Here is a 16079-nt window from a genome sequence, read left to right on the forward strand (position 1 = left end):
GTTTTGCCCGCCCCCTGTTTTGCCCGCTCTTGGGAACCGTGACATGAACCACATCGCGCCCGGCGCCCGCGCCGGGATCTACCATTACGACGTGATCGACCGCCGTTTCGTCGGCGAACGGGTCGAGCAGTTCCGCAAACAGGTCGAACGCCGCCTGTCCGGCGAGTTGACGGAGGAGGAGTTCAAGCCGATCCGGCTGATGAACGGCCTCTATCTCCAGCTTCACGCCTACATGCTGCGCATCGCCGTCCCCTATGGGGTGATGAGCGCGGTTCAGCTCCGCAAGCTGGCGGAGATCGGGCGGACCTACGACAAGGGTTACGGCCATTTCACCACGCGCCAGAACCTGCAATACAACTGGATCAAGCTGGAAGACACCCCGGCGATCCTGAACGCGCTGGCCGACGTGGACATGCACGCGCTGCAAACCAGCGGCAATTGCGTGCGCAACGTCACCACCGACCAGTTCGTCGGCGCCGCCAAGGACGAGGTGGTGGACGGGCGCGTCTACGCCGAAATCCTGCGGCAATGGACGTCGCTGCACCCGGAATTCACCTATCTGCCGCGCAAGTTCAAGATCGCCATCTCCGGCGCCGCGAGCGACCGCGCCGCCGTGCGCGTCCACGACGTCGGCCTGCTGGCCCGGCGGAACGAGGCGGGCGAGGCGGGTTTCACCTTCTACGTCGGCGGCGGACTGGGCCGCTCGCCCTTCATCGGCAAGCTGGTGCGCGAGTGGGTGGCGGAAGAGGATTTCGTCGCCTATCTGGAAGCCATCCTGCGCGTCTACAACCAGTATGGCCGCCGCGACAACATCTACAAGGCGCGCATCAAGATCCTGGTGCACGAGCTTGGCCTTGAAAAGTTCAAGGCGGAGGTCGAGGAGGAGTTCGCCCGGCTGCGCGGCCCGAAATACCGCCTGGATCCGGCCATCGTCGCCGAGATCCGCACGCATTTCGCCCCGCCGCCCTTTGAGGATCTGCCGGAAACCTCCAGCGCGCTGGAGCGCGCCAAGGCGGAAAACCCCGCCTTCGCCAATTGGGTCGCGGTGAACGTCGCCGAGCACAAGGCGCCGGGCTACGCCATCGCCACCATCTCGCTGAAGCCGCCCGGCGGCATCCCTGGCGACGCCACCTGCGACCAGATGGATGTGATCGCCGATCTGGCCGAGCGTTACAGCTTTGGCGAGCTGCGCGTCAGCCACGTCCAGAACATCGTGCTGGCCCACGTCAAGCAGGATGAGCTGTACGAGCTTTGGCAAAAGCTGGACGCCGTCAACCTCGGCACGGCGAACGCCGGGCTGATCGGCGACATCATCGCCTGCCCTGGTCTGGATTACTGCGCGCTGGCCAACGCCCGCGCCATCCCGTTGGCTCAGGCGATTTCCGCCCGCTTCGCCGATCCGCTGCGCCAGCGCACGATTGGTGAATTGGGCATCAAGATCAGCGGCTGCATCAACGCCTGCGGCCACCATCACGTCGGCGCCATCGGCATTCTGGGCGTCGACAAGAAGGGGACGGAGTTCTACCAGATCACCGTCGGCGGCGACCCGACCCTGACCACGGCCATCGGCGACATCCTCGGCCCGGCGGTGACGGAGCATGAGGCGGTGGACGCCATCGAAGCCATCGTCGAGGTCTATCTCGCCAACCGGACCGGCGAGAGCGAACGTTTCCTCGACACGCTGGCCCGCGTCGGCCACGGCCCGTTCAAGGAGAGAATCTATGCCGCTGATTGAGAATGGCCGCATCGGCGAAGACGCCTGGAGCTTCATCCCCGACGGGGAGCCGGTCCCCAACGACCGCCCGGTCATCATCAGCTTTGAACGCTGGCAGGCCGACCGCGCCAGCTTCGACGGGCGCAACGCCAAGCTGGGCGTGCGCCTGAAAGGCGGCACGCTGGCCGGGGCCGTCGCCCCCGACCTCGACCGCTTCGCGCTGGTGGCGGTGGAGTTCCCGAAATTCCGCGACGGGCGTGGTTTCTCCACCGCGCGCGAACTGCGGGAGCGTTACGGCTACACGGGCGAGATCCGCGCCGTCGGCCATGTGATCCCCGACCAGTACCAGTTCCTGGTCCGCACCGGCTTCACCTCGGTCGAGGCGCCGGAGGGAACCAACCCGGAAAGCTGGGCCAACGCCCTGAGCGAAATCACCATCGCCTTCCAACCCAGCATCGACGACACGCAACCCCTGTCGCTGCTGCGCCGCAAGCTGGGCGTGACGGGGTAAAGGCCAGGGTTTATCGCATTTGGCGTCGAATCTCCCTCTCCCGTTCCGGGAGAGGGAAGGGGCCTGCCGCGAAGCGGTGGGAAGGGTGAGGGGTGATCCAAGAAGCCATGCGGTTCTGGACTCTTGGGCCACCCCTCACCCTCCCCACTCTGTGGGTCCCCTCCCTCTCCCAGAGGGAGAGGGCGATGATCGCCAAAGGCGACAACCCTGAGGTAAGAGCCTTCCCCCTTGTGCTTTAAGAGACGTCCGTCATCAGCGCCGTCGGGAAACCGGCGTCGCGCATGCGGGTCATCAGGGCCTGGACGTGGCTCTGGTCGCGGGTTTCCAGCACGACGTCCACCTCGGCCATTTTCACCGGCACATTGTGGAACAGGCGCTGGTGATAGACCTCGACGATGTTGGCCCCGGCCTCGCCCAGCAGGCGGGTGACGCGGGCCAGCGCGCCGGGGGCGTCGGTGATGCCGATGCGCAGGCGGACGATCCGCCCCTCATAGACCAGGCCGCGCATCAGAACTTGCGCCAGGATGCGCGAGTCGATGTTGCCGCCGGAAATGACGATGCCGACCTTGCGCCCGGCGAAGCGCGCCGGGTTGTCCAGCACGGCGGCCAGACCGGCGCCGCCAGCCCCCTCCGCCACCAGCTTTTGCATGGTGGACAGGCGGTAGACCGCCTCCTCCAACCGGGTTTCGCCAACCTCGATCACGTCGTCCACCAGGGCGCGGACGATGGGCAGGGTGATGCCGCCGGGGGCCTTCACCGCGATGCCCTCGGCGATGGTGGCCCCGCCGCAAACGATGGGCTGTCCGGCCAGCGCTTGGGCCATCGCCGGGTAGAGCGCGCATTGGACGCCGATGATCTGGATCGCCGGATTCAGCGCCTTGGCCGCCGTCGCCATGCCCGCGATCAGGCCGCCGCCGCCGATGGGAATCACCAGCGTGTCGAGATCGGGGATTTCGGCCAGAAACTCCAACGCCGCCGTGCCTTGCCCGGCGGCGACGAAGGGATCGTCGTAGGGGTGGACGAAGGTCAAGCCCTGCCGCGCCGCCAGATCATGGGCGAAGGCGGCGGCGTCGCTCAGCGTGTCGCCGTGCAGCTCGACCTTGGCCCCCAGGCTTTCGGTGCGCTCCACCTTGGTGAAGGGGGTGAAGCTGGGCATGACGATGGTGGAGCGGATGCCCAGACGGGTGGCGTGGCAGGCCACCGCCTGGGCGTGGTTGCCCGCCGACATGGCGATGACGCCAGCATCCCGTTCCGCCGCGCCCAGCGACAACAGCTTGTTCAACGCCCCGCGTTCCTTGAAGGAGCCGGTGGCGTGTTGGCTTTCCAGTTTCAGGTGGATGCGGCACCCCGCCATGTCCCCCAGGCGGGCGGCCGAAACCACCGGAGTCCGCGACAGATGGCCTTCGATGCGCGCCGCTGCGGCGCGCACATCCTCCAAACCAATGGTCATTTTTGTTGTGTCCCGGTGTTGCGTGGTGTGAGTGTCAGCACCTCCGCCCCTGCCGCGATCAACGTGCCACGGTCGCCGGACAGACGCAACGAACCGCCGTCGCGCCAGGTGGAAACAAGGTCGCCCCAGTGCGACGACAGCGGATTTCCCGATTGCCCGGTGGCGATTACAAATCGGGAGTTGTCCAGGTCCGCCAAATCATACACCCCACGATAGCCGGCGCCATGGACATGGGCGAAGGGCGCGGCAGAATCGCGCAGCCGTGTCGAACCGCGATTGACGGTGAAAAAGCCGCCGTCGGTCTCGATGGACAGATCGGTCAGGGATCCCAGGATCGGCAGCTTGCCAAGGATGCGGTGGCTGAGCGCGGCGCGGTGCTCGTCGCCCCAGCGCCAGCGGGCGGGATTGCCGCCATGGCGCTTGGACAGATCGTCCAGCGCGGTGGTCAACGCCTTGGCCACGATGTCGGCGCAGCTCTCCGTCTCCGGCGTCGTCACGTCGTCGCACCAGCGCGGGGCGGTGGTGAAGACGTGGCGCAGGGTTTGCGGGCGCAACTCCCAATAGCTGGCGAAATCGGGGCCGAGTTCGTCGGCGAAGACGGCGCGCGACAGCGCGCGCAACCACGCCTCGAAGATCAACGGTTCGGGCCGGTCGCGCGCCATGCTTCCGTCCCAGCTCCGCAGCAGGGCGTCGGCGTCGGTGGCGATCCCCTTGGGCAGCGGGTATTTCAGCAATTCGGGCAGGAAGTCGCGGGCGGGCAGCGAGACGACGTCCATCTGCTGGCGCGCGGCGTCGTCCACCGAATGGCGGCGGTCGCCCAGCATCTCGGCGATGCGCTTGGCGCGCGAGGCGTCCGGCCAGTCGGTCGCCAGACGGTAGGGGTAGTCGCGCCCGACGATGGCGTTGTTGGCGTTGACGAACTGGCCCGACGGCGGGTTGACCGCCTGGGGCAGGGTGTAGCTGGGCAGGAAGCCGCTCCAATCATACTCGCCGGTCCAGCCCGGCACGGGAACCCGCCCGTCGCCCTTGCGGCGGATCGGCACGCGACCGGGGGAGATGATCCCCACCTCGCCCGCGCGGTCGGCGTAGACGATGTTCTGTTGCGGGGCGACGTGCAGTCGGACGGCGTTGCGCACGGCTTCGGAATCGTCGGCGTGATTCAGGCGGTACAGCGCCTCGGGCGAACGGTCGTCGCTGGCCAGTCCGGGAAAGGCCAACGCCAGAACATGGCCCTCCGGCGGGGCGTCGCCGGGTTCCAGGCCGGAGACCACCGGGCCGTGCCGCGTCTCGCGCACGGTGAAGGTCTCGTCGGCGTGACCCTTGACGTGGATGGTCTCGCTGCGGCTGACGAAGGGCTTGGCCCCGTCGGGGGTGACGTAACGGCTGGGATCCTGCGGGTCGATCTTCTCGACGAAAATGTCCTGGGTGTCGCTGTGGGTGGTGGTGAAGCCCCAGGCGACCTTGCCGTTGTGGCCAAGGACATGCAGCGGCACGCCCGGAACCGTGGCCCCGGCGATGGTGAATTCGGGCGTGACGATGCGGGCGAGATACCAGAGGATCGGCGCGTCCAGCCCCAGATGGGGATCGTTGGCGATGATCGGCTTGCCGGTGCTGGTGCGCGCGCCGGTCAAGGCCCATTCGTTGGACGCGGTGTCCGGGCCAAGATCGGGCAGGGCGGCCAGAATCCGGCGGACGCCCGCGCCCAGATCCAGATCGCGCAGTTCGGCGGCCAGCGTCACCGGCGTGCCGGGCGGATCGGCGGGGAACAGATCCTCGACCTGCTGCGGCGTCAGCCGCTTCAGCAGGCGGGCGCGCAGCAGCTCGTCCCGGTAATTGCCGGACAGTTGCAGCGCCATCAGCTTGCCCCAGACCAGGGAATCGGCGGGCCGCCAGGGTTCGGGATGGTGGCCGAGCAACTGAAACTCGATGGGCAGCGCCTCGCGGTGGCCGTCGAGGTAGTTGTTCACCCCCTCGGCGTAGGCGTCGAACGCCTCGCGCGCTTCGGGCGACAGACCGGCGCTCATCGCCTCGGCGGCGCGGTAGAGGCCAAGCGTGCGCATCAGCCGGTCGCTTTTCAGGGCGAAATCGCCGTAGCGGACGCCGACCAGTTCGGCCAGCCGCCCCGCGCCCAGACGGCGCATGGTCTCCATCTGCCACAGCCGGTCTTGGGCGTGGACGTAGCCCAAGGCGCGGTAGGCGTCGCGTGGGGCGGCGGCGAAGATGTGCGGCACGCCGTGGCGGTCGCGCAGAACCTCGACCTTCGCGTCCAGTCCGGTCAGGGCGATCTCGCCGCTGGTCTGCGGCTGTTGGCCGCGCAGCCAGAGGAACCAGCCCCCCGCCGCCAGCGGCGGCAGGGCCAGCAAGACGGACAGCGCGATCCCGGCGCGGGCCAGAAGGCGGCGCGTTATGACGATGCGTTGAAGAAACATCACAATCCGTTCAACCCGAAACGAAGGCAGACCATGATCGGGGCCGGTCATGGCGCGGGCAGACTTACGCCGTCGCGCCTGGAATGTCGCGCCCGATTCGCCGCATCGCAGCGCTGCATGAGAGGTTTCTGGGATCGCCGGGCGCCGGTGTTCCGGCGGCGGCCTCTTGTGCTACAGAAGGGCGGGGATGTTGTGCGGGAGGAACCACGCCGATGACCGAGCCTTCCGCGCCGCCGCGCCGTCTGATCGGGCGAATCCTGCGCCCGGTGGTGACGATCGCCGCGCTGCTCTATTTCATCATCGACGCGCTGGTCTATTGGATCATCCGGCCCTTCGCGCGCTGGCTTGGCGGTCTGCCGATCTTCGCCGGGTTCGTGCGCTGGGTGTCCGAGTTGGAACCTTATCCGGCGTTGATCGTCGTTCTGCTGCCGCTGGTGCTGTTGGAACCGGCCAAATGGGCCGGAGCGTGGCTGCTCGCCACCGGACAACCCAGCACGGGGCTTGTGGTTCTGGTCGGGGCCGAGCTGCTCAAAGTCACGCTGGTCGAGCGGCTGTTTCACATCACCCGCGACCGGCTGATGACCATCCCGTGGTTCGCCTGGATCTTCACCCGGTTGGTGGGTTGGCTGGAGCGGTTGAAGGCTCTGCCGCCCTGGCAAGCCGTGCGGCGGCTGGCCGGGCGGGTGAAGGGCGCGGCGCGCGATGCGGCGCGCGCCGTGCGCCTTTGGGCGCGGAGTTTGGGTTAAGCCGCCTCCGCCGCGTCCCACTCCGGCGTCTGCCACGTCAAACGGGTCTCGCCGACGGTCAACGGCAGCGCCGCGTCTTCCAGATCGGCCAGCCGCAGCAAGGCCAAAGCCTGGTTGTCCAGGCCGCTGCGGATCTCGCCGACCTCCTTGTCCCCCATCGTCACCGCCGCGCCGGGGGCGGGCAGGGGGCCGTCGAGCGTCACCGGGAACAGCTTTTTCTTGATGAGCGCGCGGTATTTGGTCCGCGCCGTCAATTCCTGCCCCATGTAGCAGCCCTTGGACCAGGAAATCGCGTTCAGCGCGTCCAGGCGGTTTTCCAGGGGAATCGCCTTTTCCGGGACCATGTCGGCGGCGCCGTCCGGCACGCCCAGCGACAGGCGCAGGCGGTCGTAATCGGCGATTTCGCGTCGCTCCAGCCCGACCGCGTCCAGCGCCGCCAAACCGTCGGGGGGCACGTAAAGCCGCGCGCCCAAGGCGGGCAGGCGCGGGTCGGTGACGGCGACGCCGCCGCCAAAGGGGCGGACGGCCCCGGCCTCCTCCGGCAAGCCCAGCGCCGCCAGCGCCCCGGCGCCAAAGGCGACGACGACGCGCGAGGAGTCGGCGCGGTCCTCCAAGGCGATTTTGGAGCGCAGCTTGTACATCTTCAACCGGCGCAGCAGATCGGCCCGGCGTTCCATCTCCGGGTCGAGCAGCAGCGCGCCGTCCGACTCGATCAGAAGGAAATCATGCAGAAACTTGCCCTGCGGCGTCAGGAACAGGGCGTAGGCGGCGCGATCCTCCCGCACCTGGGTCACGTCGTTGGAGACCAGCCCTTGCAGGAAGGCCGCGCGGTCGTCGCCCGCCACCGCCACCACGCCGCGCCGCTCCAGCACCGCGTACCCCGTCGCATTCGCCGCCATGATCGTCCTCGTTTCGTCGCGCTGTCCGGTCAAAGTTGGGTCAGCGGGTCGGGTCTGGCAAGGGCGCTTCGTTGCGTTGCGGGAAAGAGGGGGCGATTTTTCCACCGGCGCCCGACGCCGCTCGAACGCGGTTCACAGAGGGTGTATGCCATCCAGGCCGCTCCCGCGTCGGAGAACGCCCCATGATCCCGATCACCGAGACCGAAATCCCAACCAACAGCGCCCTGCGCGGGTCGCTCGCCCGCGCCAGCTTTTGGGACGCTTATGAAGCCCCCCTGCGGAACGGGGCGCTGTCGCCGACCGAAATCGCGTTGAAAAGCTTTGGCGCGACTCCGCCATGGGTGTCGTGGCTGATGACGCTGCGCAACGGGTTGGTGCGTCTGGTCGGCTTAAAATCGGTCGGCGCGCTGGCGGTTGGGTCCGACAAACCGGCCTCGGCTTACCGGGTTGGCGACCGGCTGGGGATCTTCACCATCCAGGCGATGAGCGACGCCGAGATTCTGATGGGCATCGACGACCGCCATCTCGACGTCCGGGTGTCCATCGTCAAGCCGGAGGCGGGAGAGACGCCGCGCTACGTCGTGTCCACGGTGGTGCGGATCCACAACGCGCTTGGCCGACTTTACATGCTGCCGGTTGGCCGCATTCATCCGTTGATTGTCCGGGCGATGATGCGGCGGGCGCTTGTCTGACCACGCGGCGGGCAACGAAGATCGAGCGCTGCCGTTAAAATCAGCACATGCATTCGGATTGGGCGGTTGATCGGCTGTTGACGGGTGGCGTGTCCGCCGCGTTACTCTGTGGGACGTGGTGGCACGGCTTTGGCATTGCCGCTTGGCTCTTCACTTTTTGGGTCCGCGCCCCTTGGATTCCCCCCTCCCGACCGATCCGCCGCCGCCCCGCTTGGAGCTGCGCGGCATCACCAAGCGGTTTCCTGGCTGTCTGGCCAACGACCATGTCGATCTTGTCCTGCAATCGGGCGAGATCCACGCGCTGTTGGGAGAGAATGGGGCGGGCAAATCGACCCTGGTGAAGATGATCTACGGGGTGCTCCACCCCGATTCCGGGACGATTCTGTGGCAGGGGCGGGAAACCCGCGTGCCGGATCCGGCGGGCGCGCGCCAGCTTGGCATTGGCATGGTGTTTCAGCATTTCTCGCTGTTCGACACGTTGACCGTGACCGAGAACATCGCGCTGGGCCTGGAAAAGCCGGGGCCGATGGACGCGCTGGCCGCGAAGATCCGCAGCGTGTCGGAACGCTATGGGCTGGCGCTGGATCCCGAACGCCACGTCTTCCATCTGTCGGTCGGCGAGCGGCAGCGGGTGGAGATCGTGCGCTGCCTGCTCCAGGATCCCAAGCTGCTGATTATGGACGAGCCGACCTCCGTCCTGACCCCGCAGGAGGCGACCAAGCTGTTCGAGACCCTGCGCCGTCTGGCGGCGGAGGGCTGCACGATCCTCTACATCTCGCACAAGCTTGAGGAAATCCGCGCCTTGTGCGGCCGCGCCACCGTGCTGCGCGGCGGTCGGGTGGTCGGGGCCTGCGATCCGCGCCAAGAGACGGCGCGCGGGCTGGCGGAACTGATGATCGGCAGCGAACTGTCCAGCCCGGAACGCCCGCCGCAGGGCGCGGCGGGCGCGGCGCGGCTGTCGGTGCGCCATCTCTCCACCACCTCGGACAACCCCTTCGCCACCAATCTCAAGGACGTGTCCTTCGAGGTGCGGGCGGGCGAGATTCTGGGAATCGCCGGGGTGGCGGGCAACGGGCAGGCCGAATTGATGGCGGCGCTGAGCGGCGAGGTTCTGGTCGCCGATCCGGCCTCCGTGGTCATCGAAGGGGCGAGCGCCGGGCATCTCGGCCCGCGCGCGCGCCGGGCGCTGGGGCTGGCCTTTGTGCCGGAAGAGCGGCTGGGGCGCGGCACGGTGCCGGAACTCAGCCTGTCGGACAACGCGCTGCTGTCGGGCTACGCCAGCGAAACCCTGGTGACGGGCGGCATGGTGCGGTTCGGGCGGGCGCGGTCCTACGCCGAAACCATCATCAAGGGCTTCAACGTCGTCACCCACGGCCACCGGGCCGAGGCGCGCTCGCTGTCCGGCGGCAATCTGCAAAAATTCATCATCGGTCGGGAAATCCTGCAACGGCCCAAGCTGCTGATCGTCGGTCAACCAACCTGGGGCGTGGACGCGGGCGCGGCGGCGGCGATCCATCAGGCGTTGATCGGTCTGGCGCGCTCCGGCGCCGCCGTGCTGGTCATCAGCCAGGATCTGGACGAGCTGTTCGTGTTGAGCGACCGGATTTCCGTGCTGTTCCATGGGCGGCTGTCCGACAGCCGACCGACTCATGAGACCAGCGTGGAGCGGATCGGTTTGCTGATGGGCGGCCTGTTCGCCACGCCGCCGGACGAAGACGGGGAGATCGCGCGTGCGCTGTGACGTCGTGAAGGGGTGCAACGCATGAGCCTCATCCGTTTGGAACCGCGTGGGCAGGCCTCGCAGGCGATGGTCTACGCCACGCCGCTGCTGGCGGTGCTGCTGACGTTGCTCAGCGGCTTTGTCCTGTTCCTGCTGCTTGGCTTTGACCCGATGAAGGCGTTGCACGCCTTTTTCATCGACCCGGTGTCGTCGAAACGGGGCATTGGCGAGTTGATCGTGAAAGCGACGCCGTTGACCCTGTGCGCCATCGGTCTGGCCATCGGCTTTCGCGCCAATGTCTGGAACATCGGGGCGGAGGGGCAATTGACCATGGGCGCCATCGTCGGCGGCGGGCTGGCGCTGGCCTTTTACGGCGAGGGCGGTTGGTGGCTGCTGCCCTTGATGGTGATCGGCGGGGCGGCAGGCGGCATGGCCTGGGCGGCGATCCCGGCCTATCTGCGGCTGCGCTTCAACGCCAGCGAAATTTTGACCAGCCTGATGCTGACCTATGTGGCGCTGTTGCTGCTGAATTATCTGGTCCATGGCCCCTACCGCGATCCCGACGGCTTCGCCTTCCCCGAATCCCGGCTGTTCGAGGCCGACGCGGTGATGCCGATCCTGTGGGCGGGCACCCGCGTGCATCTCGGCGCGGCCTTGGCCTTGTTCGCGGTGGCGGCGGGCTGGGTGTTGATCGCCCGGACCTTCATCGGCTTTCAAATCAAGGTCATCGGTTTGACCCCGGCGGCGGCGGGTTACGCCGGATTCGACCAGAAGCGCGTCGTCTGGCTGGTCCTGCTGCTGTCGGGTGGTCTGGCGGGGGTCGCCGGGATGGGCGAGGTCGCCGGTCCCATCGGGCAGATCACGCCGAACGTGTCGCCCGGCTATGGCTTCACCGCCATCATCGTCGCCTTTCTCGGGCGGCTGCATCCGGTCGGCATTCTGCTGGCGGCGCTGCTGATGGCGCTGTCCTTCATCGGCGGCGAGGCGGCGCAGATCGCCATGGGCTTGCCGAAGGCGATCACCGGGGTGTTCCAGGGGATGTTGCTGTTCTTCCTGTTGGCGAGCGACGTGCTGATTCGCTACCGGATCCGATTCGGCGCGCGGAGGGCTGTGGCATGAACGCGGAACTGGCGTTGATCGGTCCGATCCTGGCGGCGATGTTCGCGGCGGCCACCCCGCTGCTTTTCGCCGCACTGGGCGAGTTGGTGGTGGAAAAGTCCGGCGTCCTCAATCTGGGGGTGGAGGGCATGATGCTGGTCGGGGCGGTCTGCGGCTTCGCCGTCACCGTGAAGACGGGCAACGCGCCGCTGGGCTTTCTGGCGGCGGCGGGGGCGGGGGCGCTGACGGCGTCGCTGTTCGGGGCGCTGACCTTGGGGTTGTTGGCCAATCAGGTGGCGACCGGGCTGGCGCTGACCTTGTTCGGCGTCGGCCTGTCGTCGTTGATCGGGCAGGGCTTCGTCGGCATTCCGTTGCAGGGGCTGCCCAAGCTGAACATTCCGGGCCTGTCCGACCTGCCGGTGGTCGGTCAGGCGCTGTTCGGGCAGGACATTCTGGTTTATCTGGGCGTTTTGGCGGTGCCGCTGGTCCATCTGTTCCTTTATCGCACCCGCGCCGGTCTGGTGCTGCGCGCGGTGGGCGAGAACCACGCCGCCGCCCACGCCCTGGGCTACAAGGTCATCCGCATCCGCTTTCTGGCGGTGCTGTTCGGCGGCGCGATGAGCGGACTGGGCGGCGCCTTCCTGTCGATGGACTACACGCCGATGTGGGCGGAGAACATGACGGCGGGGCGCGGCTGGATCGCGCTGGCGCTGGTGGTGTTCGCCACCTGGAAGCCGCACCGGGTCATGCTGGGGGCGTGGCTGTTCGGCGGCGTCACCATCGCCCAGCTTCATGTCCAGGGGTTGGGGTTCGACATCCCGTCACAGCTCTTGTCGATGCTGCCCTATCTGGCTACCGTTCTGGTTCTTGTGTTGATTTCGCGGGACGTCGCCCGCATCCGTCTCAACGCGCCGGCCTGTTTGGGCAAGCTGTTCCACCCGGACGCCTGACCCGACCGCGCGCTGCTTTTTCGCCGCAATCAGAAACCCGAAACCAAAAGAAACATGGAGCTTTGACGTGAACAGAAGGACGATGGGCAAGACTCTGCTGGGGCTGGCCGGGGCTGCTGTGGTCGCGCTGAGCGTCGGCGCGGCGGCGGCGCAGGACAAGCTGAAGGTCGGCTTCGTGTATGTCGGCCCGATCAGCGATCACGGCTACAGCTACCAGCACGACCAGGGCCGTCTGGCGATTGAAAAGACGTTGGGCGACAAGGTGTCCACCACCTATGTCGAAAACGTCCCGGAGGGCGCCGACGCCGAGCGCGTGATCGAGCAGTTGGCCGCCAGCGGCCACAAGCTGATTTTCACCACCTCCTTCGGCTTCATGAACCCGACGTTGAAGGTGGCCCAGCGCTACCCCGACGTGAAGTTTGAGCACGCCACCGGCTACAAGCGCGCCGCCAACGTCGCCACCTACTCCGCGCGTTTCTACGAAGGCCGCACGGTGGTTGGCGCCATCGTCGGCAAGATGACCAAGTCGAACGTCATCGGCTACATCGGCTCCTTCCCGATTCCCGAGGTGGTCAGCGGCATCAACGCCTTCACCCTCGCCCTGCGCGAGCAGAACCCGAAGGCCGAGGTCCGCGTCGTCTGGGTCAATTCCTGGTATGATCCGGGCAAGGAAGCCGAAGCCGCCAAGGCGTTGATCGACCAGGGCGCCGACGTCATCGTTCAGCACACCGACAGCCCGGCCCCGATCCAGACCGCGCAGGAGCGTGGCTTGTGGTCGGTCGGCCAATCGTCGGACATGACCCGCTTCGGGCCGAAATCGCACCTGACCGCCATCGTTGACGACTGGAACGGCTATTACGTCGACCGCGTCAAGGCGGTGCTGGACGGAACGTGGAAGTCGGTGGACACCTGGGGCGGCTTCAAGGATAAGATGCTGTTCCTGGCCCCCTACAACCCGGCGATCCCGGCGGACGTCGTGGCGCTGGCCGATCAGATCAAGGCCGACATCATGTCGGGCAAGCGCCATTCCTTCCAGGGTCCGGTCAAGGACCAGTCGGGCAAGGTGGTGATCCCCGAAGGCAAGAACGCGACCGACGAGCAGATCCTGAAAATGGATTGGTACGTCGAAGGCGTGCAGGGCAAGGTTCCCAAGTAAGCCTTTGGCGCTGGCGGGCCGGGGGCAAGTCTCCGGTCCCGCCGCCGCCCATAGGCGTGCATGAGGGCGCGCAGGATGGCGCGCAGGGGAGAGGAGACCAGCGATGGAGCAGCCCCTCTACGACCGTGATTTCTACGCCTGGGCGAACGAACAGGCGGCGCTGTTGCGCGCGGGGAAGCTCGACGCGGCGGACATCGCCCACATCGCCGAGGAGATCGAGAGCATGGGCAAGACTGAAAAGCGGGAGTTGGTCAGCCGCCTTTCGGTTTTGTTGCTCCACCTGCTGAAATGGCAATGCCAGCCCGAACGGCGCGGGGCGAGCTGGGAGGCGACCATCACGGTCCAGCGCGACGATCTGGCCGATCATCTGCGCGACAATCCCAGCCTGAAGGCCAAATTGGACGAAGCGGTGACGGACGCCTACCGCAAGGCGGCCATTTTGGCGGCGGGCGAAACCGGCCTGCCGAAATCCACCTTTCCGGCGCTCTGCCCCTGGTCGTTCGAGCGGCTGATGGACATGGATTTCTGGCCGGAAGCGTGAGGCTTCTCAATTCTTACAAATACGGCCCCAGCAGCCGCAGAAAGGGCCGGGCCTCTTGCAACACCAGAATGGTCTGGTGGAACAGATCCTCCGGCGCGGCGTGATGCTCCAGCGTGCTTTCAGAGAAGAGGATGATCTTCTGGCCGCCCTGGACGATGAATTTCACATGCTTCAATCCGGTGATCCCGCGCAGCAGCGACAACAGCGTGCGGCGGCGGTCGGGAGCCTGGGCGGTGAAGGGAACATGGCCGACGTCGGCCCAAATCTGAAAAATCGACCCGTCGCCCTCGTGACGGACGGCGATGTTGAAGGGCAGGCCGTCGGCCATGAAATGCAGCTTGCAGGGTTTGGGCGGCTTGGCGATGCCCAGCACGCCTTCCGGCGTCATCTCGATCGACCCCGGCGTGATGGGCAGAGCGCCGTCCGGCACTTCGGCCAGCAACTGAATGGTCTTCAAATCAGGAACGGTCACGGGGCGGCGCTCGATTTTGCAGTGGCTTGTGCGGTTAGCATGGTGTCTCGCCGCTAAAATTCTGTAAAGGGCTTGATCGGGCGTCTACAATGGCCGCTCGCAATTGGTTGAACAGTGAAGACAGAGGCGATGTCCGCCATCGATACCGTCGTCGTTCCGATCCACCGCGCTGGCTGGCCGTTCATCGCCGCTTTCGCCGTCGTTTCGTTGATCCTGGGTCTTGCCGTCTGGACCCCGCTGGGCTGGGCCGGTCTGGTTCTGACCCTGTGGTGCGTTTATTTTTTTCGCGATCCCGACCGCGTCACCCCGACCCGGCCCGGCCTGCTGGTCAGTCCGGCGGACGGTCGCGTCACCATGATCGTCCAGGCGGTTCCGCCGCCGGAGTTGGGCATGGGCGACACGGCGTTGACGCGAATCAGCGTCTTCCTCAACGTCTTCAACGTCCACATCAACCGCGTGCCGACCGATGGAACCATCGTCGCCGCCGAATACCACAAGGGCAAGTTTCTGAACGCCGCCCTGGACAAGGCCAGCGACGAGAACGAACGGATGTCCTTCCGCCAGCGTTTGCCCGATGGCCGCGAGATCGCCTATGTGCAGATCGCCGGTCTGGTCGCCCGCCGCATTCTCTGGTGGGTCAAGGCCGGGCAGGACGTGAAGGCGGGCGAACGCTTCGGCCTGATTCGGTTCGGCAGTCGCACCGACATCTATCTGCCCGACGGCGTCGCCCCGTTGGTTTGCGTCGGACAATCGGCGATTGGCGGTGAAACGATCCTGGCCGATTTGACCGGGACGGAGCCGCAGCGCCACGGGGATGTGCGGTGATGAAACGCCCGTTCAAGCAGCCGATTTTTCGGCCCGGTCGGGCGCGCCGTCCGCGCCGTCCGCACCCTCGGCTCAAGGGGTTGTCGATCAACCATCTGCTGCCGAACGTGTTGACGGTTCTGGCGCTGTGCTCCGGCCTGACGGCGATTCGCTTCGCCATTTTGGAGCGTTGGGAACCGGCGGTGATCGCCATTGTGATCGCCGCCATTCTCGACGCGCTGGATGGCCGGATCGCCCGGCTGCTGAACGGGCAAAGCAAGTTCGGGGCGGAGCTGGACAGCCTGTCCGACGCGATCAGCTTCGGCGTCGCCCCGGCCTTCATGATGTATCTGTGGGGGCTGAACGGCGCCGGCACCCTGGGCTGGATCGCCGCCATGGCCTACGCCGTGTGCTGCGCCCTGCGGTTGGCGCGCTTCAACTCCCGGTTGGGGGTGGTCGATCTGCCGCCCTGGGCTTACAATTACTTCACCGGCGTTCCGGCCCCCGCCGGGGCCGGGCTGGTGCTGCTGCCGATGACCTTGGGGTTTGAGGCGGGACCGAGCGTCGTCGGCCATCCTGTCATCATCGTTCCGTGGACGTTGATGATCGGCGGCCTGATGGTCAGCACCCTGCCGACCTTCTCCTTCAAGGGCGCGCGGGTTCCGGCGCAATGGGTGGTTCCCGCCCTGGCCGGGGTCGGGTTGGTCGCCGCGATGATGGTCAACCAACCCTGGTGGACTCTGTCGCTGGTCGGCTTCGCCTATTTGGGCAGCTTGCCCTTTTCGGTCGGCCAGTTCCGCAAATTGCAGAGCGCGGCGGAACTGATGCAGGCCGATTCGCCGGACGCGGACACCGCCGAGGGGCGTCTCCCTCCGGCGGTTTGACGGCGAATCTCCG

At 66.8% G+C, this 16079-nt stretch carries 15 protein-coding genes; 11 read left to right on the forward strand and 4 right to left on the reverse strand.

Annotation, left to right across the window (positions count from 1 at the left end; all coding sequences use genetic code 11):
* The first annotated feature begins 43 nt into the window (after positions 1 to 43).
* Both ACODS4_RS16640 and ACODS4_RS16645 read left to right on the forward strand, forming a co-directional pair.
* Positions 44 to 1735, forward strand: coding sequence for a nitrite/sulfite reductase (locus tag ACODS4_RS16640; RefSeq protein WP_488865571.1), 1692 nt, complete (start codon positions 44 to 46; stop codon positions 1733 to 1735).
* Entirely contained in the window at positions 1722 to 2225 is a 504-nt protein-coding gene (locus ACODS4_RS16645; RefSeq protein ID WP_488865573.1) for a DUF934 domain-containing protein, read from the forward strand. The genes ACODS4_RS16640 and ACODS4_RS16645 overlap by 14 nt, the downstream gene beginning before the upstream one ends.
* A gap of 235 nt (positions 2226 to 2460) precedes the next feature.
* Here the strand turns inward: ACODS4_RS16645 and ACODS4_RS16650 are convergent, their stop codons facing one another.
* Together ACODS4_RS16650 and ACODS4_RS16655 are read right to left on the reverse strand one after the other, a co-directional pair.
* Complete coding sequence (locus ACODS4_RS16650; protein WP_488865575.1) at positions 2461 to 3675, reverse strand: threonine ammonia-lyase; 1215 nt, start codon at positions 3673 to 3675, stop codon at positions 2461 to 2463.
* Entirely contained in the window at positions 3672 to 6104 is a 2433-nt protein-coding gene (locus ACODS4_RS16655) for a penicillin acylase family protein (protein ID WP_488865577.1), read from the reverse strand. Before ACODS4_RS16655 ends, ACODS4_RS16650 begins: the two co-directional genes overlap by 4 nt.
* 212 nt (positions 6105 to 6316) lie before the next feature.
* Here ACODS4_RS16655 and ACODS4_RS16660 point away from each other — a divergent pair, with 212 nt between their 5' ends.
* Positions 6317 to 6850: a hypothetical protein gene (locus ACODS4_RS16660; RefSeq protein WP_488865579.1), complete on the forward strand. Its 534-nt coding sequence runs from the start codon at positions 6317 to 6319 to the stop codon at positions 6848 to 6850.
* Here ACODS4_RS16660 and ygfZ read toward each other — a convergent pair.
* A complete protein-coding gene (gene ygfZ, locus ACODS4_RS16665) occupies positions 6847 to 7749 on the reverse strand; it encodes a CAF17-like 4Fe-4S cluster assembly/insertion protein YgfZ (protein ID WP_488865581.1) in 903 nt (300 codons plus the stop codon). The two genes, ACODS4_RS16660 and ygfZ, sit on opposite strands and share 4 nt — an antisense overlap.
* A gap of 182 nt (positions 7750 to 7931) precedes the next feature.
* Here ygfZ and ACODS4_RS16670 point away from each other — a divergent pair, with 182 nt between their 5' ends.
* The 6 genes from ACODS4_RS16670 to ACODS4_RS16695 all read left to right on the forward strand — a co-directional run bounded on the left by ACODS4_RS16670 (position 7932) and on the right by ACODS4_RS16695 (position 13906).
* Positions 7932 to 8441 (forward strand): DUF2867 domain-containing protein, encoded by a 510-nt coding sequence (locus ACODS4_RS16670; RefSeq protein WP_488865583.1) that lies wholly within the window; start codon positions 7932 to 7934, stop codon positions 8439 to 8441.
* A gap of 172 nt (positions 8442 to 8613) precedes the next feature.
* Positions 8614 to 10182: an ABC transporter ATP-binding protein gene (locus ACODS4_RS16675; protein ID WP_488865585.1), complete on the forward strand. Its 1569-nt coding sequence runs from the start codon at positions 8614 to 8616 to the stop codon at positions 10180 to 10182.
* 21 nt (positions 10183 to 10203) lie between these two features.
* Positions 10204 to 11280: an ABC transporter permease gene (locus tag ACODS4_RS16680; protein ID WP_488865587.1), complete on the forward strand. Its 1077-nt coding sequence runs from the start codon at positions 10204 to 10206 to the stop codon at positions 11278 to 11280.
* Positions 11277 to 12209 (forward strand): ABC transporter permease, encoded by a 933-nt coding sequence (locus ACODS4_RS16685; protein WP_488865589.1) that lies wholly within the window; start codon positions 11277 to 11279, stop codon positions 12207 to 12209. Before ACODS4_RS16680 ends, ACODS4_RS16685 begins: the two co-directional genes overlap by 4 nt.
* Before the next feature lie 82 nt (positions 12210 to 12291).
* Complete coding sequence (locus ACODS4_RS16690) at positions 12292 to 13365, forward strand: BMP family ABC transporter substrate-binding protein (protein WP_488865812.1); 1074 nt, start codon at positions 12292 to 12294, stop codon at positions 13363 to 13365.
* A gap of 103 nt (positions 13366 to 13468) precedes the next feature.
* Entirely contained in the window at positions 13469 to 13906 is a 438-nt protein-coding gene (locus tag ACODS4_RS16695; RefSeq protein WP_488865591.1) for a DUF29 domain-containing protein, read from the forward strand.
* Positions 13907 to 13919: 13 nt separating this feature from the next.
* On the opposite strand, the gene ACODS4_RS16700 is transcribed toward ACODS4_RS16695, so the two are convergent.
* On the reverse strand, positions 13920 to 14378 hold the full coding sequence (locus tag ACODS4_RS16700) for a hypothetical protein (protein WP_488865593.1): 459 nt from the start codon (positions 14376 to 14378) through the stop codon (positions 13920 to 13922).
* A gap of 129 nt (positions 14379 to 14507) precedes the next feature.
* Here ACODS4_RS16700 and ACODS4_RS16705 point away from each other — a divergent pair, with 129 nt between their 5' ends.
* A complete protein-coding gene (locus tag ACODS4_RS16705; RefSeq protein WP_488865595.1) occupies positions 14508 to 15203 on the forward strand; it encodes a phosphatidylserine decarboxylase in 696 nt (231 codons plus the stop codon).
* Positions 15203 to 16066: a CDP-alcohol phosphatidyltransferase family protein gene (locus tag ACODS4_RS16710; RefSeq protein WP_488865596.1), complete on the forward strand. Its 864-nt coding sequence runs from the start codon at positions 15203 to 15205 to the stop codon at positions 16064 to 16066. Before ACODS4_RS16705 ends, ACODS4_RS16710 begins: the two co-directional genes overlap by 1 nt.
* Positions 16067 to 16079: the final 13 nt, after the last annotated feature.

The sequence above is a fragment of the Azospirillum sp. FG154 genome, from assembly GCF_057809575.1.